Origin of the sequence: Paraburkholderia fungorum (genome assembly GCF_046027215.1) — a bacterium.
Taxonomy (GTDB): Bacteria; Pseudomonadota; Gammaproteobacteria; order Burkholderiales; family Burkholderiaceae; genus Paraburkholderia; species Paraburkholderia fungorum_D.
This window is the reverse complement of the sequence record NZ_JAQQEN010000002.1, coordinates 292,367-318,447: the sequence shown is the minus strand read 5'-3', so window position 1 is coordinate 318,447 and position 26,081 is coordinate 292,367. Positions and strand designations below refer to the sequence as shown.

Below are 26,081 nucleotides of genomic sequence, written 5' to 3'. Positions count from 1 at the left end.
GCTCACCGTCGCTCGCTCATTGCGCGGAGACCTTCGTCACGGCAGCAGTCGTCGCAGCCGGCGTCTTTAGCAAGGGCTGCAACACCGGCGCGAGCGACTTCAGCAACTGCACCGAGAGCGCACTCGTGAAATCGTAACGCGCTGCATACGGTTCATGCACAAAGGCCGTCAGCGTGCCGTAGAAGCGATCGCCCATCACGAAGACGAACGTCGCACTGCGGTTCACCTTGCGCGACTCGATCAGGCGCGCGCCCTTGGCGAATACATTGAAGCGCTGGTCGCCGGTGCCGGTCTTGCCGTAAATCTCGAGCGTCTGACCATCGGGGAACGTCATGCCCTGCGCGAGGCGTTTGGCCGTGCCGCCCAGCACGACGTCACGCAACAGTCCTTTCACGACACTCGCAATTTCCGGCGACAACTGCTGTTGCGGCGCGACCGCCGCCCGCACGAAACGCGTTTCGTAAGGCGTGTCTTTCGCGAAGTCGAGTTGCGTGAGGCTTTCGGTCGGCACCTTGTTGCCGCCGTTGGCAATTACGCCGATCAGCTGCGCGAGCGCCGCCGGCCGATCGCCCGACGCGCCGATCGCCGCCGCATACGAAGGTGTCAGCGTGGTAAACGGATAGCCGAGCGCCTGCCAGGATTTACCGATCGCCTCGTACGCGTGCAGTTCGACCATCCGCTTGATACGGCGATCCTGGGTCGCGTGATAGCGCGTCTTGAAGAGCCAGGAGTAAGTCGAGAGGCGTACGTCGCGGCTCGCGTTCTGGATCTGGTCGACAGTCGCGTCAGGGTGTTCGCGCAGATAGTTGACGGTCCAGAGTTCGAGCGGATGAACGCTCGAAATGTAACCGCGGTCGTTCAGATTGAAGCGGTCTATGGCGTATTTGGCGTACAGGTTCGCCAGATCTTCATCGTCCAGAACGGATGCGGCCGGCGTGTTCTTCAACGCCGCGCGCATCTTCGCGTTGAACCATGCGTTCGATTCATCCGGGGCGACGCTGCGCAACACCGTTGCCACTTTTGGCGGCGATTTGCGCACGCCGAGCAGCAGCAGGGCCAACGCCTGATCGGGCGTCTTGCCGTGGTACTTCGTGTAGAAACGATTCATATACACGCGGCTTTCCTGATCGGCAAACCGCGTCAGATACATTTTCCGCATGGCCGGGTCGCCCAGCCATTGCGACGACGGCCCGGTGGTCTGAATCGTCTCGTAGTGGACGATATCGCGCATCAGACGCACGAACACCAGATTCACCGAGTGCTGGAACGCACGGTGCACGGTCAGGATGCGGCCGTTGTCGTCGGATTCGAAATTGTTGAAGGTTTGCGCGCCGCCACCCGTATAGAACGTTTCACCCGGACTGGCCGAGTACTTGCGTTCGACCGCCGCGTCGAGCATGGCTTGCAGCGAACGGTCCGACGTATGCGAAAGGTAATCGAGCGCCCAGCGCGTCAACTGGTCGCTCGGATCGGGCTTGATGGCCTTCAGCTCCGCCGTGCTCAGCGGCGCATAACGCGCATGCAGGTCGGAGACGATCTGCAGATACGTCACCACGGTACGCAGTTTCGCGGTTGAACCCAGATTCAGACGTGCTCCTGAATTGATGTCGAACGGCTGGTTGACGCTGTCCGTTTGCACGCGCACGAGGTTCGCGCCGTCGCGACGTTCGAACAGCGTGAAACTAAAGGCGATGTGCGAAGGATCGTCCGAAGCGCGCAGCATTTCGTAGCCGACGAGGCCAGCGGCTCTGGCGCCGTCGCGCGTGGTCGCGTCGGCGAGCCGTTCGCTGACCGCCTGCTGCACGGCGTTGTTCAACGTGCCCTTCGCCTGCAGATCGAGCCGGTCGAGTTCGTAGAAACTCGGTATGTTGAGCGCCGCCAGCAGATGCGAACGCATCGACGTCACCGCTTTGCGCGAGACGAACGAGTCGGCGGTCGTCGTTCTTGTCGGGGCACGGTGCAACTCGACTTGTGCGGCGAGCGCGGCATCGCGCAACGGCGCGGAGATGACAGCGTTAGTCGCCAGTAACCGCAAATAACTGTCTGTGAGACGTTCGAGTTCGGCGTAGCCGTGATGCAGGAAATACGACGGCGCACGTTGCGCGATCATCAGCGACAGCACCTGGCGGAACGCCACGCCCTGCGCCGGGAGAGTGTCCTGTGTCGACGGCGCGTTGAGGATACCGTTGACGTCGTTGAAATCGCGTCCATACCAGGCGGCCAGGCCGTCGCCGATACCGTTGATTTCGCCAATGCCCGGTTGCGCGGCCAGCGGCACCGAGTTCAGATAGCGCACGACGATCTGCTGCCGCGCGGGCATGGTTTGCGGGCCGTTCAGATAAGCCCGTACCGAAGCTGACGCGATTTGCCGCAATTTCTCCGGCGGCGTCGCGGTGCGTCCACCTGCCGAGTGGCGGAACTTCTCGATTTGCGTAGCGAGCGTGCTGCCGCCGGGCGTCGATTGATGGCGGTTGAACACGCGCGCACCCTGATCGACTAGCGCACGGCTGAAGCGCCCCCAGTCGATCGCGGGATTACGGTTCGGCTGATCCGGGTCGAGCAGATAGCGGTCTTCGATAAACAGCAGCGAATTGACGACAAGCGGCGGAACCGCCTCGAAACTGTCATACACGCGGCCCGGAAACTGCTTGCCATAGAGCGGCGCGCCGGTGCCGTCGAACAGTTGCAGCCCCGCCTGATCTTTTTCCTCGTACGGCAGAAACAGACCGTTGTCCGCTAGCGAAAGCATCCGGTCGGAATCGCGCGCCTGCGCGCTGATTTCAAACCCGCGTTCGAGCAGGCGCTGCTGGAACTGCGGCAGCAGCGCGTAGCCGAAGCGGCTGTCATACGGGCCCTGGTCGGCCAAGGGGAAGCGGATTGAATTACTGGGACCGCCGGCGACAGAGAAGCCGACGTCGCGTGTCAGTTCGGAGAGATAGCGCGCCTGGAATCGTGACGTTTCGATTTCAATCTGGCAAAAGCGCGCCGCCAAAGCCAGCGCGAGCAGAAATGCCGCTACCAGCCCCCATTTGAGCCACTTCCGGACGGACGCTGTGCCTGTCGCGCGAAGCGGAAACCGAACCAGTGGCCGATTCATGGCTGCTCTCCCCGGGCGGGCGCCATGCTTTCTGCACTGGCGCACCTTCGAAGCAGTGTAGCGCGGAACACAGGTGGGCAATCGGTTCGGATTTACCCGAGAGTGTCGCGGCTGCAACACCGCTTTGGCGAACGTGGCGCAACATTGAACGCCGTGAGATATTGAGGATCTTTCGCACGCAAAAAAACCGCGATTTCTGGGCGTTTTTTTGCGGCGGGCTGCTAGGCCATGCCCTGCCCCACCTTCTGCTCACCCATCAACTGAATGAACTGTTGAGCCGGCGGCGACAATACGCCGCCTTTGCGCGTGACAATCCCGAACGTTTGCGAAGGCGACTTCAGCCTGACCGGTACGAGGCGCAGCATCTTCTGGCGGACGAACAACCCGGCGATAGCGGTCGGTAACAGCGAAACCAGATTCGGACTGCTTTGCAGTAACGCGACTGTCACAAATGTGGAAGCCGTCGAAATCGGATTGTCAGGCATGTCGAGCCCGGCCAGATCCATCTCCCGTTCGAGCAGCGCGTGCAATGGCATATGCGACGGATACATCACCCAGCGGTGGCCGGCCAGATCGTGCAGCTTCACTTCCTTTTTCGGTAACGGCGGATGGCCGTAACCCACCACGACGGACAGCGGTTCGTCGCCGAGCGGCCGGTAGTGATATTTCGACGGATCGGCGGCAACCGCCGCGCGGCCGATCACCAGATCGAGCCGGCCTTCGTCGAGCTGCAGCAGCATGCGCGCGCTGGTGTCTTCCGCCACCTCGATCGACAAATCCGGCTGCACGGCGTGTAGCGCGTGCAACGCGGGCACGACCCGTTCAGGAATCGCCCCCATGATGGTGCCGATCGCGAGGCGGCCGCCGCGCCCCGAACGGATTTCAGCGACCTCCTGACACAACGATGTAAGGTCCGTCGCCATGAGCCGGGCATAGCGGATCACGCAATGCCCAAGCGGGTTCGCGATCATGCCGTTCTTCGAGCGCTCGAAGAGCGGTGCTTCGAGCATCGACTCCAGTTCCTGTAATGCTTTGCTGGCAGCCGATTGCGTCATCGACATTGCGCTGGACGCTTTGTGCAGGGACTTGTGGTCGTCGAGCGCGATCAGTAACTGGAGCTGCTTCATGCGCAGCCGCGACAACAATACGTTCAGGGTGTCTTTCATGAAAAACCGGGAAAACGCGGCTGACTTGCGGGTGGGTTGCAGATAAGCCGCGGGTGGAACTACAGACAAATCGCGGGTGAGTCGCAAAAGCGATCACAAGATGGAAACAATTCAATATACCCGCGGTGCGCGTCGCCGTATAGTCGGCAACGGAGACATTCAACACACCTTCCCATAACAGGCCTCGCCATGACCCAGCCATCTCATGCCATTCCGTTGCGCGGCGTCTTCCCCGTCGTGCCGACCATCTTCGACGACGCCGGTCATCTCGACCTTGAAGGCCAGAAGCGCTGCATCGATTTCATGATCGACGCCGGCTCCAATGGCCTGTGCATCCTCGCGAATTTCTCCGAGCAGTTCGCGCTATCCGACGACGAACGCAACACGCTGATGCACCTGGCGCTCGACCATGTCGCGGGCCGTGTGCCGGTCATCGTCACGACTACCCACTTCAGTTCGCATCAGTGCGCCGAACGCAGCCGCAGCGCGCAGGCCGCGGGCGCCGCGATGGTGATGATCATGCCGCCCTATCATGGCGCGACGATCCGCATCGGTGAACGCGGCATTTACGAGTTCTATCGCACGGTGTCCGATGCGATTGGGATTCCGATCATGATCCAGGACGCGCCGGTCAGCGGCACGGCGCTGTCCGCGCCGTTTCTCGCGCGTATGGCGCGTGAACTACAGAATGTGGCGTACTTCAAGATCGAAGTGCCGCAGGCCGCGAACAAGCTGCGTGAGCTGATCGAGTTGGGCGGCGACGCAGTGGTGGGTCCCTGGGACGGCGAAGAAGCGATCACGCTGATGGCCGATCTCGATGCGGGCGCAACCGGTTCGATGACCGGTGGCGGCTACGCCGACGGCATCCGCCTGATCGTGGACGCGTACGCGGCCGGCGATACGGAAGCCGCCGCCGCGCACTATCAGCAATGGCTGCCGCTGATCAACTACGAAAACCGCCAGGGCGGCCTCGCGTCATGCAAGGCACTGATGAAAGAAGGCGGTGTGATCCGCTCGGACGCGGTGCGCCATCCGTTGCCGCCGATGCATCCGGCCACGCGTGAAGGATTGCTGAAGATCGCGCGCCGGCTCGACCCGCTCGTGCTGCGCTGGGGTATCTGAGCGCACACGCAGCCTGCTCATTCCGGTCCTGCCAGTAGCCGACCGAATTGGCAACCGGCAGGACCTCGGATGGAATGAGCCCAGCTAGTACAACACGTCAAATACGCCCGCGATCCGCTATCCATCCCGTATCGCGTGGCTCCGTTGCCCGCCGCTCTTCAGGCTTGTGCAACGGCCCTGCCCTCCTGCACACGCACCCCGTGTCCCGTCTGCCCGCTCACGTTACGCCGGTCGTTGCCGAACGCCACAATCCCGGGCCCCGCAGCCATATACGCGGACGCCGGCTCGCTGGATGCAGTCCAACGAAAAAAAAGCCCGTGTAAGGCAACGGCGAAATTGAGTAACATAGGTTCGCACGTCCACCACCTCAATTTCCATGACCGCCAATCCTCGAGAACTGACGCCGGAAATTCTCGCCGCGCTGCTCGAGCGCGTTGCCAAAGAAGACGGCGTGGCGCTGCGCGAGCTATATGATCTCGCCGCCCCGAAACTGTTTGGCCTCGCGCTCCGTATATTGAGCAAGCATGAGTGGGCCGAAGAAGTCTTGCAGGACAGCTTCGTCAATATCTGGCGCTTTGCCGGCGACTATCGCCGCGCACTGTCGGCACCGATGACGTGGATGTCGGCGATCGTCAGAAACCGTGCTCTCGATCACCTGCGGCGGGTCAACTCGCAGGAAGCGGAATGGAGCGATGCGTTGGACGATCTCGTGGCAACCAGCGATCCGGATCCCGAAACGCTCGCCGCCGTCAGCCTGCAGGCACGTTTGCTGGCCGGCTGCATGCAGCAACTGGAACCGGCGCAGCGCCAGGCGGTTGCCCTCGCGTATCTGCGCGATCAGAGCCATAGCGAGATCGCAGAAGTGCTGACGGTGCCGCTCGGCACCATCAAATCCTGGATCCGGCGCGGCCTTGCCAAACTGAAGACCTGTCTGGGAGGCGATCGATGAATCTGCATCGCTATCCTCAGCTGGTCGATCTGCTGGCCGCCGAGTATGTGCTCGGCACGCTGCGCGGTGGCGCGCGGCGGCGCTTTGAACGCTATGCGGACCATGACGCGGTGATTCGCCGGGCTGTCGAAGAATGGCAGCGGCGCCTCTCGCCAATGGCCGAACTCGCTGAACCGCGCATGCCGCCGGCGGCAGTGTGGGAAGCCATCGAACGGCGCCTTGGCCTTGCGGCCACGCGTGAGGCGGCACGGCCGCGCACCGGGGTGCAAACGCCTGCGCGTGTGTCTCGCGGCCTGTTCGAGAACCTCGCGTTCTGGCGCGGCTGGGCGATCGGCGTGACCGCTGTCGCCGCTCTCGCCGTGGTGGTCGCCGTGCGCTCGCTTTTGCCGGCAGGCACCGGGCCGGTCACGGCGCCCACGGTCGCGCAGCAACCGGAAGCCGCCGTCTCGCATGTGGCTGTGCTGAACGATAAAGAGGCCCATCCGGTCATGCTGGTGGCGTGGGATGAAGCCCACTCCACCATGACGCTGCATCCGCTCGGCAAGCTCGATTTGCCGGCCGGCCGCGCCATGGAGCTGTGGGGCATTCCGGCGAGCGGCCATCCGGTCTCGCTCGGCTTGTTGCCGGACAGCGCCAGCGGCAAGGTGACAGCGGGTCAGCAGAAGCCGGAAAGCTATACGGCCCTCGCGGTCTCGATCGAAGCGCCGGGTGGTTCGCCCGACCACAACGCACCGACCGGTCCGGTGGTGTTCAGCGGCAAGCTGCTACCGGTGTCCTGAGCACGTTGAACCTCAGACCCAGGCCGGCATTCGCTCCCGGCGGATGTCGGCCTTGTGGTTTCTGGCGCGCTCCTGCTGCCCATCGCGCGATGGCTGGACGTGAAGGTGGCATTGCCGCTACCCTAGCCGGATGCAAAGCTATTACGAAGCCACTGTCACCCGCTCCTCCACCTACGCGCCGCTGTCCGGCCGGCGCAGCGCCAACGTGTGCATCATCGGCGGCGGCCTTGCGGGTCTGTCGACCGCGTTGGGGCTGGCCGAGCGCGGCGTTGCCGACGTCAACGTGCTCGAAGCCCAGCAAGTCGGCTTCGGCGCCTCGGGGCGCAACGGCGGATTTGTGTTCGGCGGCTATAGCCTCGATTGCGCCGATCTGCTGAAAACCCTCGGCGCCCGCCGCGCGCGCGAACTCTATACGCTGACCACCGACGCCGTCGATCTGATGCGCGAGCGTATCCAGCGCTACGGCATCGAATGCGATTCAAGCGACGCCGGTGTCATTCTGGCCAACTGGTTCGACGAGCCCGCGCGGCTCGAATCACAACGGCGCCTGATGCGGGATTCGTTCGGCGTCGAGTGGGAGCCGGTATCGGCAGCGCAGCTCGCAACGCAACTCAAGACGAGCCGGTATCACGGCGGGCTGTTCGAGCGCAATGCGTTCCACTTTCATCCGCTGAAATACGTGCTGGGCGTCGCTGCTGCTGCGGCGAGCGCTGGCGTTCGGATCCATGAGACGTCGCCAGTCGTTCGATTACAGCGTGAGGGTGCGGGCTTCGTCGTGCACACGCCGCACGGCGCGATCGAAGCGCGTCACGTCGTCATGGCGGGCGGCGGCTACGCGCGCAACGTGTACGCGAAGGTCGAACGCGCGGTGCTGCCGATCGCCACTTACGTGATGGCCACCGAGCCGCTTGGCGCGCGCCTGAAAGATGCGCTCGACACGCGCGCTGCCGTCTACGATACCCGCTTCGCTTTCGACTACTACCGTCCGCTGCCCGATACACGCATCCTGTGGGGTGGCCGCATCTCGGTGCGCAACCGCGCGCCTGAAGCGATCGCCCAGTTGTTGCGGCGCGATCTGCTGAAGGTCTATCCGCAGTTGCACGACGTGCGTATCGACCACGCCTGGGGAGGGCTGATGAGCTATGCGCGGCACAAGATGCCGCAAATCGGCCGCAGCCCGGACGGCGTCTGGTACGCGGTCGGCTTCGGCGGGCACGGTATGGCGCCAACCACCGTCTCGGGCGAACTGCTGGCCGCGGCCATCGCCGGCGAGCGGCCGGTGCCCGAGGCGTTCGCGGCCTTCGGCCTGACGCCCGCTTACGGCGCGCTCGGTCTGGCCGCCGCGCAACTGACCTATACCACCATGCAAACGCGCGATGCATTCGCGGCACGGCGCCGCCCCAACCGGCCGGCTCCATGAGCGCCCCCGATACGCTGCCGTTCATGCCCGCGAGCCGCGCCGGACGGCGATTTTGCCATGCTAGAATGCGCCGTCACTGCCGCTCGAATACACAATGAAAAAGGGAAGCAAGGCCGCCGAGCCTGATACCACCGGCACCGCGTCCGAGACTCCGCGTACGGACGCGCGACGCAAGTACGATCCCGAGCAGACCAGGCGCAACATCCTCGATGTCGCGACCCAGGAGTTCTCCGCGATGGGTCTGACCGGCGCACGCGTCGACGCGATCGCGGAACGCACGAATACCACCAAGCGCATGCTGTACTACTACTTCGGCAGCAAGGAAGGGTTGTATCAGGCCGTGCTGGAGAAGGTGTACGGCGACATTCGCGCGCTCGAACAGGATCTGCACATCAGCGAACTCGATCCGGTCGAGGGTATGCGCGCGCTGGTCGAGTTTACGTTCGACTATCACGACCGCCAGCGCGACTTCGTGCGCCTCGTGACGATCGAAAACATTCACGGCGCGAAGTACGTCGAGCAGGTGAAAACCTTCAAAGGCCGCAACGTCACCGTCATTCATACGATCGAGGATCTGCTCGCCCGCGGTATCGCGGCCGGGCAGTTCCGCAGCGACGTCGATGCGATCGACCTGCATTTGCTGATCAGCTCGCTGTGCTTTCACCGCGTCGGCAATCGCCATACCTTTGGCACTGCGTTCGGCCGCGACCCGTCGCATCCGCGCCTGCGCGCGCGGCATCGCGCGATGATCGTGGACGCCGTACTGCGTTTCGTGAAGGCGGACTAACGGCGGTCTGAGTCTGAAACGCAAGAAGGGGGACGTGGCCTCGCCACGTCCCCCTTCCTTATTTGATCAGGCAGACGGTCAATCCACCAGCACGATCCGCTTGATATCGCCAACAATAAAGATGTACGACAGCGCACCGATCAACGCGATCGCGCCGATGAACACCAGCGCGCCAACGAACGACCCCGTCGCCGCGACAATGAAGCCCACCACCAGCGGCGTGACGATGCCGGCCAGATTCGCGGCAAAGTTGAAGATGCCGCCGGTCACGCCGAGCAGGCCGTCGGGTGCGATGTCCGACACCAGCGTCCAGCCCAGCGCGGCCATGCCTTGCGCAAAAAACGCCACCGACAGGATCGCGATCACCACCACATTGCTCTCGACATAGTTGGCGAGAATGATCGTCGAGGCCAGCAGCAGGCCGGCGATGATCGGCAGCTTGCGCGCCACGTTAGGCGACTTGCCGCGCCGCAGCAGCCAATCGGAGAACAAGCCGCCGAACATCACGCCGATCGACGCGGCAATGAACGGCATGATCGCGAAGAAGCCGATCTTCAGCCACGCCATATGACGCTCGGTGGCGAGATACGTGGGGAACCAGGTGAGGAAGAACACCAGCGTCGAGTTGCCGGCAAACTGGCCGAGACAAATGCCAGTCAGTTGACGATGCTTGAGCAGGCGTCCGATGGTGCGCCATTCGAAGCCGCTCTTCGCCGGTGCGCCCGACGTGCTTGATGCGCTTGACGTGTTCGGGGCACCGCTCGCCGCGTCGTCTTTCTTCCGATGCGTCAGACCGCCGCCCGCCTCGATATAGTCGAGCTCCGCCTGATTAGCCGACGGATGATCGCGCGGCTCACGATACAGCGCCCACCAGACAAGCCCGAACACCAGGCCCACGGCGCCCACTACGTAGAACAGCGAACGCCAGCCGAATGCGCCCATCAGCGCGAACAGGAACGGGCTGAAGAACGCGAGACCAATATATTCGCCGACCGTGTAAGTGCCGGTCGCCATCGCGCGCTCGCTTTGCGGGAACCACGTGGCCACCACCCGGCTATTGGTCGGAAAACACGGCGCTTCCGAGACACCGAGACCGAGCCGGAAGGCGAACAGCGCGCCGATACCATGCACGAGCCCCTGCGCCAGCGTGCACAACGACCAGAAGGTCATCGACAGAAAGTACGTGAGCTTGCTGCCGAAGCGGTCGAGGAACAGCCCGCCCGGAATCTGCGAGGCCACGTAGCTCCATGAAAACACGGAGAACAGCAAGCCCATCAGCGCGGCGTTAATGCCGAGCTCCTTGGTCAATTGCGGCGCCGCGATGCCGAGGACCGTGCGGTCAAGGTAGTTGATCATCGTGCCGACGGCGAGCAGCGCGAGGATCTGATAGCGCGCCTTCGAACGGCGTACGGTGCTGACCGTGCCGTTGGCCGACGGTGCCAATGGAGTTGCGTTGTTAGAGTTGGCTTGAATCGGTTGCTGCATGTCGTCTACGTCTCCTCGGTCTGGTTGTGGTCCGGCTTTTTGCACTTGAATTAACGCTGCAACAGCGACTGAAAATGCGTGTACATGCGCTCGGCGTCCGGTTCGAGACCGGTAAAGATGCGCATCGCGTCAACCGCCTGATAGACCGCCATGCCGCCGCCGCTCAGCGTGCGGCAGCCGAGCGCTTCGGCAGCCTGCAACAACGCAGTGCGGATCGGGAAATAGACGATGTCGGCCACCCACAGATCGCGGTGCAGCAATTCGACCGGCAGCGGCAAACCAGGCAGTTTCGCCATGCCGGTGGGCGTGGCGTGGATCAGCCCGTTCGCCGTCGCAAGCGTTTCGCCCAGGTCGCCGCCGGCCTTGACCGTCGAGGCGGGAAAGCGCTTTTGCAATTCAGCGGCGAGCGAAGCCGCGCGCGCCGGATCCACGTCGAATAGCGTGAGCGTTTGCGCGCCCATGGTCAGCGCGGCATGAGCGACCGCCGCGCCCGCGCCGCCCGCGCCCAGTTGCACGACGCGTTCGAGCGACACATCCGGCAAGCCGCGCTGAAACGCCCGCGCAAAGCCGGACCAGTCGGTGTTGTGGCCGATGCGTTTGCCGTCCTTGAGCAGGACTGTGTTGACCGCGCCGAGCGCGCGCGCGTCGTCGGACAGCTCGTCGAGCAGCGGAATAACAGCCTGCTTGCACGGATACGTGACGTTCAGGCCGTTAAAGCCCATCCGTTCAGCCGCGAGAAGCAGATCCGGGAGCGCCGTGGGGTCAAGCTTCAACGCTTCCAGATCGATGCGCCGGTACACGTAATGCAAGCCGAGGTGGCTGCCCTCTTCTTCGTGCATTGCGGGGGTAAGCGAACCGCCGATGCCCGAGCCGATCAGACCGACGAGATATGACTGCGTATTCATTTGGCCGCCCTATTCTTAAGGATGACTGCCATCCGTTCCAAAGCGAGCACATAACCCTGTGTGCCGCAACCGATGATCACGGCGTCTGCGACCGCCGATACGAACGAGTGATGCCGGAAAGCTTCGCGCCGATGCACGTTTGAGATATGCACTTCGATGACAGGCTTTTCGATTGCCGTGAGCGCGTCGGCAATCGCCACCGACGTATGCGTGTAAGCCGCCGGATTGATCACGATGCCGTCGACCTTGGTGCGCGCCGCATGCAGCCAGTCGATCAGCTGATGTTCGGCGTTCGACTGGCAGAAGTCGATTGCCAGATTCAGGCGCTCGCCTGCGTCGCGACATAGTTTCGCGACGTCGTCGAGGGTTTCCGAACCATAGACGGCGGGCTCACGCGTACCCAGCAGATTGAGATTCGGCCCGTTGAGGACCAGAACTGATGCAAAGCTCATGACAGCCACTCCTGCAAAGTGAGGCATAAAACGGACCACGACACTCACTCGCGGCTCTACAACGTGAGCGAAGTGTGCGCGCATTAGCCGTTGCCGTCATTCGGGGTTTCCACGAATTTGTACCATCTAGTTAGTTCGTATAGACTCACGGAAACTTCGGCTACTATGGGTGATTCTGGCCCGCTCCTTGCTGATGCGGGGTAACGGACTAGCCCATTTTGCGCACTGCAACATGCCGACGCAGGGCTTGCGGCCCTAATGGAACCCCGCTTGCCGCCCGTTTTCATAGCCGTTTCTTTGTTTTTTGCAGGAGCCGTTCATGCAACGTTCGATTGCCACCGTGTCGATCAGCGGGACCCTTGTCGAGAAGCTGACCGCCATTCAGGCGGCGGGCTTCGAAGGCGTCGAGATCTTTGAGAACGACCTGCTGTATTTCGACGGCTCGCCCGCCGACGTGCGGCGCATCGCCGGCGATCTCGGGCTGAAAATCATGCTGTTCCAGCCGTTCCGCGATTTCGACGGCGTCAGCGCCGAGCGCCTCGCGCGCAATCTCGAGCGCGCGAAGCGCAAATTCGAGGTCATGCACGAACTGGGCACCGACCGGATTCTGGTATGCAGCAACGTCTCGCCCGACACCATCGGCGACGACGCACTGATGATCGACCAGCTCGGCGCGCTCGCGCAGGCGGCGCAAGCGGCCGGCGTGATCGCCGGCTATGAAGCGCTGGCGTGGGGCAAGCACGTGAAGACCTACCGGCATGCGTGGAAACTCGTCAACGCGGTGAATCATCCGAATCTCGGGCTCGTGCTCGACAGCTTTCATACGCTGTCGCTGAACGATTCCGTGGACGCCATCGCCGACATTCCGGGCGAGCGCATCGCTTTCGTGCAGATTGCCGACGCGCCGAAACTCGCCATGGACGTGCTCGAATGGAGCCGCCATTACCGCTGCTTCCCCGGCCAGGGCGATTTCGATCTGGCGGGCTTTACCGCGCAGGTTGTAAAAACCGGCTACAAAGGGCCGCTGTCGCTCGAAATTTTCAACGACGGTTTTCGCGCGGCGCCCACCACCATTACCGCCGCGGACGGTCATCGTTCACTGCTGTTCCTGGAGGAACAGACCCGCGCGCTGCTCGAAGCCACCGAGCAGCCGGCCGACATGCTTTATCGGTCGCCCGCGGCGCCTGCCCATGTCGGCTACCAGTTTCTCGAGTTCGCGGTGGATCACGCCACCCGCGCGCAACTCGTCGACTGGCTGGGCAAGCTGCGGTTTCGCCAGGCCGGCCAGCATCGCTCGAAAGATGTGACGCTGTATCAGCACGGCGCGGCGTCGATCGTACTGAACGCCGAGCCGGACTCGTTCGCCAACGCTTTCTTCCAGCAGCATGGGCTGTCGCTGTGCGCGTCCGCGTTTCGCGTCGACGACGCCAATCAGGCCTTCGAGCGCGCGGCCGGGTTCGGCTACGCGCCCTTTTCCGGCCAGATCGGCCCGAACGAGCGCCTGCTGCCCGCCGTCCAGGCGCCCGACGGCAGCCTGAACTATTTCGTCGACGAAGCCCCCGACCAGCCCACGCTGTTCGAAGCCGATTTCGTCCTGACAGACGTCAACGGCCCGACCGAAGTGGGTCCGCTTACCCGTATCGACCATGTCTGCCTGTCGATCCCGGCGAATTCGCTGGATACGTGGGTGCTGTTTCTGAGAACCGCTCTGGGCTTTGAAGCGGAGCCCGGCGTGCTGGTGCCCGATCCTTACGGGCTGGTGCGCAGCCGCGCGCTGCGCAGCCGCGACGGTTCGGTTCGCATCGTGCTGAATGCCTCGGTGGACCACCATACGGCGGTAGCCGAGGCCTTGCACACTTATCACGGCTCCGGCCTGAACCACGTCGCGTTCAGTACTGGCGACATCTTCAGCGCGATTCCCGAGTTCGTTGCCGACGGTGTGCCGGTGCTGCGCATTCCGCGCAATTACTATGACGACCTCGAGGCCCGCTATGCGTTGCCGGACGAGACGCTAGAGGGCATGCGCGCGCATAACATCCTGTACGACCGCGACGAGCGCGGCGGCGAATTTTTCCACGCGTACACCGAACTGCTGGACCAGCGCTTTTTCCTCGAGATCGTCGAACGGCGCGGCGGCTACGACGGCTATGGCGCGGCCAATGCGGCCGTGCGGCTTGCCGCGCAGGCGCAGCGCCGCAAGTAGGCGCGCCGTCGGCCGCAGGTCGCTGGCCGCGTGTTGCTGCCCGTGCGCGGTCGGCCGCACGGCGCCGACCGATATAATGGCGGTTGAACCGCGGTCCGGTGCCGCGGCTGCGCCCCAGCCGGGCGTCATGCCCCTAATCGGCCGGACCGAAACGCCAGGAGAGATATGAAGAAGTTTGCCGTAGTCCTGTCAGTTCCACTGCTTTTGAGCGCTTGCGCGTACTTCCAGAAGAATCCGGATGCCGGCGAGCCCGTCACCGACAGCACCACGCAACGCTCGGTCAACGACGTCGTGTCCTGCCTGACGCAGGTGGCGACCAGCCACAGCGCCGCGTTCAAATCCACGGCGATCCCGCAGGGCCAGATGCTCGACTTCGGCGATTCGAACATCGTCAAGGTGCGCAGCGACAATGGCGCAACCACCTACCGCTTCTACGCGGGCAAGCGCCATGTGGGGAATCTGTGGATCGAATCGGCCAGCAAAACCTGCGCGCCTTGATGTAAGCGAGCGTAAGGCGGCTTAAGGGAGCGTAAGGGAGCGGCACGTGTAACGATCGGTTACTTGTTTCGGCGCAATCTTAATGTCACGGTGTTACAGGACAATAGGGTTTTAAGAATCGTTTAAGACTTCGTCCGCATGATCCACCCGAGACTATTCCGCACAAGGTGCGCCCAATGAACCAGCCCGATCAGAACACCAATGACACGCCAGTGCCGGGCAAGCGGCCTACGATTCTGCGCCGCCTGCTGAGCCACCACGAACTGGCCACCCTGTTGCTCCTGCTGCACGCGCCGATCGACGCTTCCGCCAAGCCTGAGATTCCACAGCTTCACGAAGCCGGTTTGATCGAAACCGTATCCGGCGGCGCCGGCGCGTCGCATATCCGTCTGACGCCCGAAGGCAACGCGGTGCTGCGCGGACTTGGCGTCAAGTGAGCCTGGCCTGATTTAATAGGGGCTCAATCGGGGCGCGCTGCCAGCGCAAGCTCCCGGGGCCGTTTCAAGCCTGCCACACGCCGTAGCCTGCTTCACGCAGCCCGATCGCCAACTCCACTTCCATATCCTGTGCGCCGCGGTACGGCATTGGGTTGAACACGTCATACAGTTCGGGCACGAGCCGCAGCCCATAATCGCGCACATAGCGATTCGCCTGAATGCCGGCCTTGTGCCGGTCGAAGCGCAGATCCGGGTCCAGCCCGGTCATTCCCACGTACACGCAAGGCTTGTCGAACCGGTAATCCGGATTCGCGCGCCGAAAGCGCGCCTCGTTCCAGACCGTGTCGTCCAGCGCGACGACGTAGACATAATAGTGATCCCTGCGACGAGCCATGGGCAGCTGCTCAGCTTCGTGAGGTCCCGTGCAGCAGCATCCGGTATTCAGTCGGTGTGACGCCAACAGTCGCCTTGAACTGCCGCGTAAAGGCGCTGTGGTCGGTATAGCCGCATAGCGCGGCGACATCGGTCACCTTGTCGTGCGAAACCAGCAGCGCGGTGGCGGCATCCAGCCGTGTTTTCAGCAGCACCTGGCGCGGTGTCAAATGAAACACTTTGTGAAAATAGCGCTCCAGTTGCGCCACTGACATGTCAGCCATTGCAGCTAGCTGTTTCAGATTTAACGGCTGGACGTAATTCTCCTGAATGGATTGCACCACCGCGGCCAGCCGGCTGTACGCGGGATGGCTGCTCTCATCCGCTTTCAGGTCGCGGGAGATGCCGGCGAGGCCCACCACCTTGCCCGCCGGATCGCGCAACGGCTGCTTGCAGGTCAGGCACCAGCCCGGCTGGCGGCCCGGATATAGATGCAGCTCCAGTTGATCGATCATCTGACTGCCGACATTGATGATCGCTTTGTCCTGCGCGGTATAGATGCGGCCGAAGCGGCGTGGAAACACATCCTCGGCGGTCTTGCCGAGCAGCGCGGCCTTTTCCTTGAAGCCGCAGCGCGACGCGAGCGTGCGATTGACCAGGGCATAGCGCGCCTGCGTATCCTTGACGAAGAACACGACGTCCGGCATCGCGTCGAACACCGGCTCGAGCAGCGTGAAGTGTGACAACATGCCGGACAGCGTTGCGTCGTGCGGTTCGAGCGGATGAGCCAGCGTGTTCATCGAGCGGGTTCCGTTTTTGTGCCGTGGGTCCTGGCGTGGGTCCGTCCATCTGGACGCCTGGCGCGTGCGGTCGATTATAGGGCGAGCCGGCTGGCGACAATATCCGCACGCTAGCCCATTGCGTTATTCAGACGGCGGCTCTGCATCACTCGCCATCATCAACACGCCGATGGGCGCGGGGCTGAATGGCGGGCGTGGCACAGCGGCTTGCCAACCGAAATACAGGTTCGCCGCCGCGCCGCATATCCTTCCCTGACAGGCGCCCATGCCGCAGCGGGTATGCAGCTTCGCCTCGCGCCAGTTCGAGTAGGCCCGGACCTCGCCAATGCTGACGTCTTCGCAACGGCAAAGCAGCGTGGCGTCGGCGGGAATGGCGCGGGCGGCGTCCTGCAAGGCAAAGGCAGACGCCACGCGTTGCCCGAAGCGGCGCCAGCGCGCGCGCTGCCTGAGGAGCGCCGCGCGGCTTCCAGAGGCCTGGCTTGCCGCGAGGCCCGCGATCCTGCCTTCCACCACCGCCAGTTCCGCGCCGCCCACACCCGTGCATTCGCCGGCCGCCAGCACGCCGTCAATCGACGTCCGCTGCTCGCCGTCGACCACAATCTCGCCGGCTTCGTTGATCGCGCAGCCGAGCGCCTGAGCAAGCGTGATATTCGGCACGAGGCCATAACCACACGCGATGCGGTCGCACGCCAGCGTGACGTCCTGCTGGCCACGCCGGATCGTCACGCGTTCGACGCGGCCTTCGCCATGCGCTTCCCGCACCACACTGCCGGTCCAGTAACGCAGGCCCGCAAGACCGCGCGTCATGCTGGCGGCTTGCCACAGCTTCGCAGGCTCGGCCAGCAGCGAGGCGCTAAAGCGCGCCACGTTCGCCATGGACGCCTGCTCGACCATCGCCACGACCTGTGCGCCGGCCGCGCGGGCAGTGGCGAGCGCCGCGATCAGCAACGGGCCGCTGCCAGCAATCACTATCCTTTCACCCCTTACCGGTATGCCGCCTTTGATGAGCGCTTGCAGCGCGCCGGCACCGGTGACGCCCGGTAGCGTCCACCCGGCGAAAGGCAGCAGCCGCTCGCGGGCGCCGGTAGCGAGAATGAGGCTGTTGTATGTGATGCACACGCCGCCCCGGTCGGCCGATTCGAGCAGCAAGCCGCGCGAGCCCAACGGCGCGATAACGCGAGTCGACGCAAACAGCGTGACGTTGCCATGCGCGTGCAAGGCGGCCAGCAGCGTATGCAGCGGCGCCTGCGGCGAACCGCCGGGTCCCTGCCGCCAGATCTGACCACCTGCGCGCGGATTGTCGTCGAGCAGCGCGACCGTGGCGCCCGCAAGCGCCGCCGCGTGTGCGGCGTTCAACCCAGCCGGTCCGGCGCCCACCACAACGATATCGAAGTGCGGGTTCATCGCGTGCCTGCGCTTTGCGTGTGGACGACTTGTCCGTCGCGGCAGAGCGTCTGGCACGCCAGCACGTGCGCGCGGCCGTCGATTGTGACGCGGCACTCCTGACACACGCCCATACCGCACAGCGCTTCGCGCGCCTGACCGCTGACCGATATCCTTGTGCCGCGCATGCCGGCCACCACAAGCGCCGCGGCGACTGTCGTGCCGGCTTCGACATCGATGCTTCGATCGTCGATCGTCAAGCGGATGGATGGATTGTGGACGCTAGCCATGGGCCACCCTTTGCGTCGCAAAACGCGCCGGCAAATAAGGCTCGGCGGGAATCGGCATGGCGCTCGCCGTAATCTGAGCGGCAAGCAGCCGGGCTGTTGCCAGCGAAGTCGTCACGCCCAGACCTTCATGACCGACCGCCAGCCAGACACCTGCCCTGTCATCACCGGCCGGGCCGATCAGCGGCAGACCATCCGGCGACGCCGCCCGAAAACCGGTCCATGCGCGAATGCCGTTGAGCGCCGGCAGCGCCGGGAGATAGCGCGCGGCACGGTGCAGCATCTGCGCGAGCACCGGCAGTTCGACAGCGGGATCCGTGGTGTCGAACTGGCGTGACGAGCCGAGCAGCAGTTGACCCGTGGGCCGTGGTTGAGCGTTGAATGCCACCGACGTGCCCAGCGCATGATGCGCGCTCTTGATATAGCCGAGTTCGAGCAGTTGATGGTGGATCAGTACGGGGTAGCGGTCGGTGATCAGCAGGTGACCTTTCTTCGGTTGCAACGGTAAAGAGGGCATCAGTTGCTGCGCGCCGAGCCCGCTGGCAATGATCACGTGAGCTGCGCTCAAGTAGCCGCCGTCGGCGAGTGTCACGCCGCGCGCGCCAATCGCCGTCACGGGCGTGCCGGGCCGCACGCGAATCTTCGCGGCGGCCGGGGATTGCGTTAGTAGCCATTGTGCGACCGTCGGCGCATACACGATGCTGTCGTGCTCGATCCGCAGGCCGCCCACCATCGACTCCGCCAGCGCCGGCTCGCACGCGCGCAATGCCGACGCGTCAAGCAGCTGCGCGGCGACGTTTTGCGCCGCGAACGCCGCGTGCATCTCGCGAGCGGCTTGCCATTCTTCGTCGTCGGCGGCGACCCATAGCGTGCCGCAGCGCCTGAACGCATCGCGCTCGCGCAATTGCGGCGCGAGTTCCAGCCACAGATCGCGCGAGTAACGGCTCAGTGCGAACTCGGCTGGCGAATCGTTCATCACCACGATATGGCCCATGCCCGCCGCGGTTGCGCCGCCGCCGATGCCTTGCGCGTCAAGCATCTCGACTCGCATGCCGCGTGCGGCGAGTTCCGCCGCACAGGCCGCGCCGACAATGCCCGCGCCGACGATCAATACGTCCGCCGTCATACCGTGCGGATGCCCCACGCGAACGGATCACGCTCGTCGAAACACAAGCGCCCTTCGGCCATGATGTGCGCATGGCCGGTGATGGTGGGAATCACCGACACGCCGTCGTCCGCGTGACGATAGCTCGCCTCGAACACGCTGCCGATGATGCTCTCCTGGCGCCATACCGCGCCTTCCGCGAGCTTGCCGTCAGCCGCGAGGCAGGCGACTTTCGCGCTGGTGCCGGTGCCGCATGGCGAACGGTCATACGCGTTGCCGGGACACAGCACGAAGCTACGGCTGTCCACGCCGGCGCGCGAGCCCGGCCCGAACAGTTCGATATGGTCGATCAGCGCGCCTTCCGCGCCGGTGATGCCCTGCGCGCTCAGCGCATCGCGGATCGCCGCACTGAACGTGGTCAATTCGCCGATGCGCGCCGCCTCCAGCGCGCGGCCATGATCGGCGACCAGAAAGAACCAGTTGCCACCCCAGCCGATATCGCCGGTCAACGCGCCGTAGCCCGGCACCTCCACCTGCACGCGCTGCCGGTAGCGATACGCCGGCACATTGCGCACGGCCACGCTGCCGTCTTCATTGAGAGTCGCTTCGACCACGCCGACCGGCGTCTCGATCCGGTGACGGCCCGGCCCGATCCGTCCCATGTGCGCGAGCGAGACGACGAGGCCGATCGTGCCGTGCCCGCACATGCCCAGATAGCCGACGTTGTTGAAAAAGATCACGCCGGCCGCGCATGCCGGGTCGTCCGGTTCGCACAGCAGCGCGCCGACCACCACGTCCGAGCCGCGCGGTTCAGTCACGATGCCCGCACGCCAATCGTCGAAGTGCGTGCGGAACACGTTCAGACGCTGCGCCAGCGTACCGCCGCCAAGGTCCGGGCCACCGGATACGACCAGGCGGGTGGGTTCACCGCCGGTGTGCGAGTCGATAATGTCGAGGGTTTTCATGGTGCTCATGGTAGAAACACAGCACCCGCCAGTCTTGGTATGCGTGCGCGTGGATTGTGACGATTTCAGCATAGTGATGCGGCTGCTTCGCCGGTCCATGCCGATAAGCTAACCGGCCAGCGCGGCACCCGGCGAGCACTTGTGCGGAAGCGGCGGACATCCGCATGACGTCTGACGCCACGCGGCTTTGCCACATTTCTCCCTTTGGTCCAAAATGCCTGCCCCGCATTCACCCGGCGAGGCTGCAAGCACACTCACTATGCTGAAATCGTCATCCGTCGCGCGCGAATCACGCAAGACGGCGGCATTTTCCCTGCTTACACTGCGCTTGAACTCATCACATTCAGGAGAAGAGACGTGGCGCATATCTGGGAAGGCGTATTGCCCGCAGTCACAACCAAGTTTCACGCGGATTTCAGCATAGACCGTACGTGGACGGCCAGGAATATCGAGGCGCAGATCGAGGCGGGTGTGGACGGCATCATTGTGTGCGGATCGCTGGGCGAGGCGTCGACGCTTTCTCTGGACGAAAAACTGCAGGTGCTCGACATCGCCGTGGAAGCCTCACGCGGCCGTGTGCCGGTTTTGCTGACGATCGCCGAAAACAGCACGCTCGACGCATGCCGGCAGGCCGAATCCGGCAGCAAGCGTGGCGCGGCGGGGTTCATGGTGCTGCCCGGCCTGCGCTATCTGTCCGACCGGCGCGAGACGCTGCATCACTTTCGCAGTGTTGCCGACGCTAGCGCGCTACCCTTGATGATCTACAACAATCCGCTCGCGTACGGCGTCGACATGACGCCCGAGATGTTTGCCGAGATCGCCGACGAAAAGAAAATCGTCGCGATCAAGGAGTCATGCGGCGATGTGCGGCGCGTGACCGACCTGATCAACGTAGTCGGCGACCGCTTCGCGATTCTGTGCGGGGTCGATAATCTCGCGATGGAAGCGGTGCTGATGGGCGCGCACGGCTGGGTGGCCGGTCTGGTGTGCGCGTTTCCGCACGAGACCGTGGCGATCTACAAGCTGCTGAAAGCGGGCCGGCTTGAAGAAGCCCGCGCAATCTACCGCTGGTTCGCGCCCCTGCTCGCGCTCGATGTGTCGCCGAAACTGGTGCAGAACATCAAGCTGGCCGAGGCGATCGTCGGGCTGGGTACCGAACCGGTGCGCCCGCCGCGTCTGCCGCTGGCCGGCGATGAACGCAAAACCGTGGAAGCGCTGATTCGCAGCGCGATTCAAACGCGGCCCGCGTTGCCGCAGCTATAAGTTGCCTTGAGGAACCTGAGCCCGCGCTGAGCCGCGGGCCGGAAACGGGTGCGGCGAACCGGGCCATGCGAACCGCCCCGCCCGCTGTTCCCTCTGCCCCACGCAGGCTCAGGCCGCCTTTTTTTTGTCGACGGCTTCGCCTTGACGCAGATGCAGCAGCCGGTAGCCGCTCTTGTAGACCGGTTGCAGACGGAAGTCGTTTTGCGGCTCGATCTCGAGCAACAGACGCAGCCGCGACACATGGCTGTCGATCGTCCGGGTGAATTCACGGAACTCGCGGCCCCACACCATCGCGAAGATGTGATCGCGCGACATCACGCGGCCAATGTTGGAAAAGAATAGCGATGCAAGCCGGTATTGCGTACCGGACAGCGGCACCGGCTGGCCGCGCAGCGTGACCAGTTGCCGATGGGTGTCGAAGCGGTAAGGGCCAATATCGAAACTCGCCGCGCTGAAACGGTCCGGATAGGCGCGGCGTAGCAGCGCCGTGATGCGCTCGCGGAACTCGCCCGGACGCAGCGGCAAGCTCACGTAGTCGTCCGCCCCGCTGGCGAAAGCGCGCACCACGCTCTCCTCGGACGTTTCCGTCGATGCGAACACGACCGGCACGCGATCGCCGCCCACCGCGCGGACCGACTTCAGGACTTCAGCACCCGATAAACGGGTGCCCTGCCAGTCCAGCACCAGCAGATCCACGGTGGAACGGGCGAGTGCTTTCGACATGGACAGACCGTCGTCGTAGCACAGGCAGGTATGGCTGGCGTTCATAAGGATCTTTTCGATCGACTGACGCATGACCGGGTCACGCTGAAGAATGGCAATACGCATGGGATGACTCTTAACTAGTGGCTCGGACGCGATTCTCGGAGCGGCACCCATTCCATCCCATAGGAGCAATCCTAATTTACAGACTAATCAAACTGCCCTGACAAAGCTGCGCGGCATTCCTACGACCGGCCGCCGCCGCCCGCACGCTCAACGGCCGATGCGCCGGCCAACACGCAAAAAATTGATCCTCGGGGAACTTTTCCCTATCTAATTAAGCACCTCCCTAATCAATCGGTTTTCATCCTGTAAAATCCCGCCCGGCCCCTGTCGTCATCGCGCTAGCCCCACCCGGGCCGCCGCGCCGGTGTCCCGTGCTCTACCCAGCGCCTGTCACACTTCTCGCCCGACGACCGCCGTATGTCCACGCGCTACGCGTGGCTCCCAATTCAAGACAAGACACACGCAATGCAAGCGACAAATCTGGGTGGAGCGCAGGCTGTCACCCCACGCCCTCTTGGGCGCAGCGATTACAAGACGCTCGGCCTCGCCGCCCTCGGCGGCGCCCTGGAGTTCTACGACTTCATCATCTTCGTATTCTTCGCGCCGGCCATCGGCCAACTGTTTTTCCCCGCCGCCATGCCGGACTGGCTGCGCCAGGTGCAGACCTTCGGCATCTTCGCCGCGGGTTATCTGGCGCGCCCGCTCGGCGGCATCATCATGGCGCACTTCGGCGACCTGTTCGGCCGCAAGCGCATGTTCACGCTGAGCGTGCTGCTGATGTCGGTGCCCACGCTGATGATGGGCCTGCTGCCCACGTATGCCAGCATCGGCGTCATGGCGCCCGTGCTGTTGCTGCTGTTCCGCGTGATGCAAGGCGCGGCGGTCGGCGGCGAAGTGCCGGGCGCGTGGGTGTTCGTCTCCGAGCACGTGCCGCAGCGGCACGTCGGCTATGCGTGCGGGACGCTGACGGCCGGTCTCACCGCCGGCATCCTGCTCGGCTCGCTGATCGCATCGGCAGTGAATCGCCATTTCGCACCCGCGGAAATCTCGGCTTACGCATGGCGCATTCCGTTCCTGGTGGGCGGGGTGTTCGGCATGTTCTCCGTGTATCTGCGCCGCTGGCTGCATGAAACGCCGGTGTTCGCCGAACTCAAGCAACGCAAATCGCTGGCCGCGGAAGTCCCGCTCAAGGCCGTATTGCGCGACCACGGCCGCGCCGTGATCGTGTCGATGCTGCTGACGTGGATGCTGTCGGCTGCGATCGTCGTGGTGATCCTGATGACGCCGACGCTGCTGCAAAAGCAGTTTCATATCGCGCCGGCCACGGCATTGCTGGCGAACTGCGTGGCGACGCTGTGCCTGACGATCGGCTGCGTGCTGGCGGGGTCGATTGCCGGCCGGATCGGCGCGGAACGCACGATATTCATTGGCGGCCTCGCGCTGGCGGTGTCGTACTACGTGATGTTCCAGCAGCTCGCGATCGACGCCGCGACGCTGGTGCCGCTATACGCGGTGGCCGGCTTTTTCGTCGGCGTGATCGGGGCGATTCCGTTTGTGATGGTCAGGGCATTCCCGCCGGTCGTGCGATTTTCAGGCATCTCCTTCTCGTATAACGTCGCCTATGCCGTGTTTGGCGGCCTCACGCCGATCGCCGTGTCGTTGATGATGAAGTCCAATCCGATGGCCGCGCCGCTATATGTTGGCGCGATCTGTATTCTCGGTGCGCTGACTACGCTGTTCATCAAAGACGCAGCGCAAACGCGCTAAGCGCTGCGTACTCCACAGGGAGTCGCCGGAGGGCGCGGCATGTCGCCCTCTCCGGGCTCCCGTCTTGCCTGTGCCACACGGCGCGAGGTCTGCTGTCCTGCTCTCACAAAATTGGGAGCATCGAACGCGTTCTGAGTTGCTCCCCTACCGGATGCGCTCGCCGGTTTGCAACACTCCCACCGCTTTCCGCCATTAGCCTCAAGCTGTGATGTCATGTCGCTGTCGCACGACGGGCGTCGTGTCATCGTTATTGATCAGTTCAGCCAGTCTGTCAGAGCGATCAATCAGACGCTCCGCTGCGCATATCGACACGATCCGTGCAAACCGCCCGGCAATTTCCGGCGCCACGAGCAGTCGCAAATCGACTCTAAATTCTAAAGCTTCCTCCTAGATTGTCCTGCTTCTGAGTCTCGTCACTCAGCAATTCCTAGTGCGAGTGAAGATTTCTGCGACTATTTAAGAGTCGTCTTATATTGATTCAATTCGACCCCAAATAAGATAACGACTCAGTCGCGATGAGCGCATCTGCTCCGTGTGTCGGGCCAGAAGCCATTGCCGATGTGGACGGAACTTCCATGTTCCTTATCTTTTAATTTGGAGTACTACATGAAGCAAACGATCAAACTTGGCGCGAAACTCGCAGCTATTGCCACGCTCGGCGTGAGCGGCTACGCATCGGCCTATGACGGTGCGGTGAATTTCCAAGGCCAGATCATCAGCGCCTCCTGCGCCGTCGACGCGGCCAGCACGAACCAGACCGTGCAACTCGGAAATATCTCCAAGTCTTCGTTCACCGGCGCCAATTCGACTTCGGCGACCAAGACGTTCTCGATCCAGCTTAACGGCTGCGACAACACGACGTACAAAAAAGCGGACGTGCGCTTTGACGGTGTGGGCGACACGAACAACAACAACGTGCTGAAGCTCGCTAGCGGCTCCGTTGCGACTGGTGTCGGCATTCAGTTGCTGAACGCGGATCAGACGCCGCTGGCAGTCGGCTCGGAATCGGCCCAGACAACGCTGGCAACGGGCACCAACCAGTTGAGCTTCGGCGCGCGCTATATCCAGACCGGCGCCACGGTCGGTGCGGGTACGGCTAACGGGCAAGCCCAGTTCTCCGTGATCTATCAGTAAGCCTGCCTGGCTACCGCGGGCGCTCGCCCCGGTGGCCGTCTCCTGATTCCACGATCAGACAACACCATCTTCAGATTGGAGCAACACCATGACACTGCGTCATCGATTTCTCGCCATTGGCTGTGCGTTGCTCGCCGGCTTGACGATGTCGCAACTCGCGGCGGCCAGCGTATCGATCGGTGGTACACGAGTGATCTTCAGCGAGGCAAAGCGGGAAACAACGATCCAGATCAAGAACGGCGATGCGGCGCCCTATCTGTTGCAATCCTGGGTAGACGACAGCGCGGGCAAGAAAGGCACCTTTCTGGTTACGCCGCCGCTAGTCCGCATTGACGGCAATAAGGAAATGATTCTACGCATCGTCCGCACGGGCGGCGACTTGCCGAACGATCGCGAGTCGGTGTTTTATTTCAACGTCAAGGAAATTCCCCAGCAAGCGGCTGAAGAGAACGTACTGCAGATCGCCGTTCGATCGCGCATGAAACTGTTCTATCGGCCCGCAGGACTGCCAGGAACTGCTGCTGAAGCGCCCGCCTCTCTGCAGTGGCATGTCGTCCAGGGCGACGGCGGCGCGCCCGCACTGGAAGTGACCAACCCGAGCGCCTATCACGTCACGATCGTCGACGCGAAGGCCGGCGCTCAGACGCTGCGCAATGACATGGTGGCGCCCAAAAGCACGCTGAAGTGGCCGCTTACGGCCGGCAAAACGGGGCAGTCGATCGACGTCACGTTCAGCACGATGAACGACTACGGCGCAGAAACCGCCCCGGTCAATGTCACCGCGACGCCTCAGGCATCCCGGTAAGCGCTGCTGTTCTCTCCACTTCCTCTTTTTCCTCGTCCGTTCCAGACGCGGAACGACACTATCCATGAGCCGCATTCGCCCGCCATCCCTCAGTTCGCCAAGCACTTTCCCGCAGCCGCGCAGGATGGCGGC

24 protein-coding genes are annotated in these 26,081 nt (G+C 63.4%); 12 read left to right on the top strand and 12 right to left on the bottom strand.

What is annotated here, in order from left to right:
- Positions 1-16 precede the first annotated feature (16 nt).
- The gene (locus tag PQR27_RS22115; protein WP_408525792.1) at positions 17-3,097 is read right to left on the bottom strand and encodes a transglycosylase domain-containing protein; all 3,081 of its coding nucleotides are present in this window, start codon (positions 3,095-3,097) and stop codon (positions 17-19) included.
- 221 nt (positions 3,098-3,318) lie between these two features.
- On the bottom strand, positions 3,319-4,263 hold the full coding sequence (locus PQR27_RS22110; RefSeq protein ID WP_408525791.1) for a LysR family transcriptional regulator: 945 nt from the start codon (positions 4,261-4,263) through the stop codon (positions 3,319-3,321).
- 189 nt (positions 4,264-4,452) lie between these two features.
- On the opposite strand from PQR27_RS22110, the gene PQR27_RS22105 reads away from it, so the two are divergent.
- The 5 genes from PQR27_RS22105 (at position 4,453) to PQR27_RS22085 (ending at position 9,320) form a co-directional block, all read left to right on the top strand.
- Positions 4,453-5,385, top strand: a complete 933-nt coding sequence (locus PQR27_RS22105) for a dihydrodipicolinate synthase family protein (RefSeq protein ID WP_408525790.1) — start codon at positions 4,453-4,455, stop codon at positions 5,383-5,385.
- 376 nt (positions 5,386-5,761) lie between these two features.
- Positions 5,762-6,334, top strand: a complete 573-nt coding sequence (locus PQR27_RS22100; RefSeq protein WP_408525789.1) for an RNA polymerase sigma factor — start codon at positions 5,762-5,764, stop codon at positions 6,332-6,334.
- A complete protein-coding gene (locus PQR27_RS22095; protein WP_408525788.1) occupies positions 6,331-7,113 on the top strand; it encodes an anti-sigma factor in 783 nt (260 codons plus the stop codon). The genes PQR27_RS22100 and PQR27_RS22095 overlap by 4 nt, the downstream gene beginning before the upstream one ends.
- 130 nt (positions 7,114-7,243) lie before the next feature.
- A complete protein-coding gene (locus tag PQR27_RS22090; protein ID WP_408525787.1) occupies positions 7,244-8,533 on the top strand; it encodes an NAD(P)/FAD-dependent oxidoreductase in 1,290 nt (429 codons plus the stop codon).
- A gap of 94 nt (positions 8,534-8,627) precedes the next feature.
- Positions 8,628-9,320, top strand: a complete 693-nt coding sequence (locus tag PQR27_RS22085) for a TetR/AcrR family transcriptional regulator (protein ID WP_408525786.1) — start codon at positions 8,628-8,630, stop codon at positions 9,318-9,320.
- 78 nt (positions 9,321-9,398) lie between these two features.
- On the opposite strand, the gene PQR27_RS22080 is transcribed toward PQR27_RS22085, so the two are convergent.
- The 3 genes from PQR27_RS22080 to aroQ are packed head-to-tail and all read right to left on the bottom strand — an operon-like array spanning position 9,399 to position 12,162.
- Positions 9,399-10,805: an MFS transporter gene (locus PQR27_RS22080; RefSeq protein WP_408525785.1), complete on the bottom strand. Its 1,407-nt coding sequence runs from the start codon at positions 10,803-10,805 to the stop codon at positions 9,399-9,401.
- A 50-nt stretch (positions 10,806-10,855) separates the two neighbouring features.
- Positions 10,856-11,710, bottom strand: a complete 855-nt coding sequence (locus tag PQR27_RS22075; RefSeq protein ID WP_408525784.1) for a shikimate dehydrogenase — start codon at positions 11,708-11,710, stop codon at positions 10,856-10,858.
- Positions 11,707-12,162 carry a type II 3-dehydroquinate dehydratase gene (aroQ, locus tag PQR27_RS22070; protein WP_408525783.1) on the bottom strand — a complete coding sequence of 152 codons (456 nt, stop codon included), beginning with the start codon at positions 12,160-12,162 and terminating at the stop codon, positions 11,707-11,709. Before aroQ ends, PQR27_RS22075 begins: the two co-directional genes overlap by 4 nt.
- Before the next feature lie 319 nt (positions 12,163-12,481).
- Between aroQ and PQR27_RS22065 the strand changes: the two genes are divergently transcribed.
- The 3 genes from PQR27_RS22065 (at position 12,482) to PQR27_RS22055 (ending at position 15,300) form a co-directional block, all read left to right on the top strand.
- Positions 12,482-14,365, top strand: coding sequence for a bifunctional sugar phosphate isomerase/epimerase/4-hydroxyphenylpyruvate dioxygenase family protein (locus PQR27_RS22065; RefSeq protein WP_408525782.1), 1,884 nt, complete (start codon positions 12,482-12,484; stop codon positions 14,363-14,365).
- A gap of 165 nt (positions 14,366-14,530) precedes the next feature.
- Complete coding sequence (locus PQR27_RS22060) at positions 14,531-14,863, top strand: hypothetical protein (protein WP_408525781.1); 333 nt, start codon at positions 14,531-14,533, stop codon at positions 14,861-14,863.
- A gap of 176 nt (positions 14,864-15,039) precedes the next feature.
- Entirely contained in the window at positions 15,040-15,300 is a 261-nt protein-coding gene (locus PQR27_RS22055; protein WP_408525780.1) for a hypothetical protein, read from the top strand.
- A gap of 64 nt (positions 15,301-15,364) precedes the next feature.
- Here the strand turns inward: PQR27_RS22055 and PQR27_RS22050 are convergent, their stop codons facing one another.
- The 6 genes from PQR27_RS22050 to PQR27_RS22025 all read right to left on the bottom strand — a co-directional run bounded on the left by PQR27_RS22050 (position 15,365) and on the right by PQR27_RS22025 (position 20,221).
- The gene (locus tag PQR27_RS22050) at positions 15,365-15,694 is read right to left on the bottom strand and encodes a hypothetical protein (RefSeq protein WP_408525779.1); all 330 of its coding nucleotides are present in this window, start codon (positions 15,692-15,694) and stop codon (positions 15,365-15,367) included.
- Positions 15,695-15,704: 10 nt separating this feature from the next.
- Positions 15,705-16,472 (bottom strand): AraC family transcriptional regulator, encoded by a 768-nt coding sequence (locus tag PQR27_RS22045; protein ID WP_408525778.1) that lies wholly within the window; start codon positions 16,470-16,472, stop codon positions 15,705-15,707.
- 123 nt (positions 16,473-16,595) lie between these two features.
- Positions 16,596-17,876: an FAD-dependent oxidoreductase gene (locus tag PQR27_RS22040; RefSeq protein ID WP_408525777.1), complete on the bottom strand. Its 1,281-nt coding sequence runs from the start codon at positions 17,874-17,876 to the stop codon at positions 16,596-16,598.
- Positions 17,873-18,145 (bottom strand): (2Fe-2S)-binding protein, encoded by a 273-nt coding sequence (locus tag PQR27_RS22035; RefSeq protein WP_408525776.1) that lies wholly within the window; start codon positions 18,143-18,145, stop codon positions 17,873-17,875. The genes PQR27_RS22040 and PQR27_RS22035 overlap by 4 nt, the downstream gene beginning before the upstream one ends.
- Entirely contained in the window at positions 18,138-19,268 is a 1,131-nt protein-coding gene (locus PQR27_RS22030) for an NAD(P)/FAD-dependent oxidoreductase (RefSeq protein WP_408525775.1), read from the bottom strand. Before PQR27_RS22030 ends, PQR27_RS22035 begins: the two co-directional genes overlap by 8 nt.
- Entirely contained in the window at positions 19,265-20,221 is a 957-nt protein-coding gene (locus PQR27_RS22025; protein WP_408525774.1) for a 4-hydroxyproline epimerase, read from the bottom strand. Before PQR27_RS22025 ends, PQR27_RS22030 begins: the two co-directional genes overlap by 4 nt.
- 348 nt (positions 20,222-20,569) lie before the next feature.
- On the opposite strand from PQR27_RS22025, the gene PQR27_RS22020 reads away from it, so the two are divergent.
- On the top strand, positions 20,570-21,475 hold the full coding sequence (locus PQR27_RS22020) for a dihydrodipicolinate synthase family protein (RefSeq protein WP_408525773.1): 906 nt from the start codon (positions 20,570-20,572) through the stop codon (positions 21,473-21,475).
- A gap of 108 nt (positions 21,476-21,583) precedes the next feature.
- Here the strand turns inward: PQR27_RS22020 and PQR27_RS22015 are convergent, their stop codons facing one another.
- Positions 21,584-22,303 (bottom strand): response regulator transcription factor, encoded by a 720-nt coding sequence (locus PQR27_RS22015; protein WP_408525772.1) that lies wholly within the window; start codon positions 22,301-22,303, stop codon positions 21,584-21,586.
- A 405-nt stretch (positions 22,304-22,708) separates the two neighbouring features.
- Between PQR27_RS22015 and PQR27_RS22010 the strand changes: the two genes are divergently transcribed.
- The 3 genes from PQR27_RS22010 to PQR27_RS22000 all read left to right on the top strand — a co-directional run bounded on the left by PQR27_RS22010 (position 22,709) and on the right by PQR27_RS22000 (position 25,949).
- A complete protein-coding gene (locus PQR27_RS22010) occupies positions 22,709-24,010 on the top strand; it encodes an MFS transporter (RefSeq protein WP_408525771.1) in 1,302 nt (433 codons plus the stop codon).
- A 606-nt stretch (positions 24,011-24,616) separates the two neighbouring features.
- Positions 24,617-25,144, top strand: a complete 528-nt coding sequence (locus tag PQR27_RS22005; RefSeq protein ID WP_408525770.1) for a fimbrial protein — start codon at positions 24,617-24,619, stop codon at positions 25,142-25,144.
- Between the two features lie 88 nt (positions 25,145-25,232).
- Positions 25,233-25,949 carry a fimbrial biogenesis chaperone gene (locus tag PQR27_RS22000; RefSeq protein ID WP_408525769.1) on the top strand — a complete coding sequence of 239 codons (717 nt, stop codon included), beginning with the start codon at positions 25,233-25,235 and terminating at the stop codon, positions 25,947-25,949.
- Positions 25,950-26,081 lie beyond the last annotated feature (132 nt).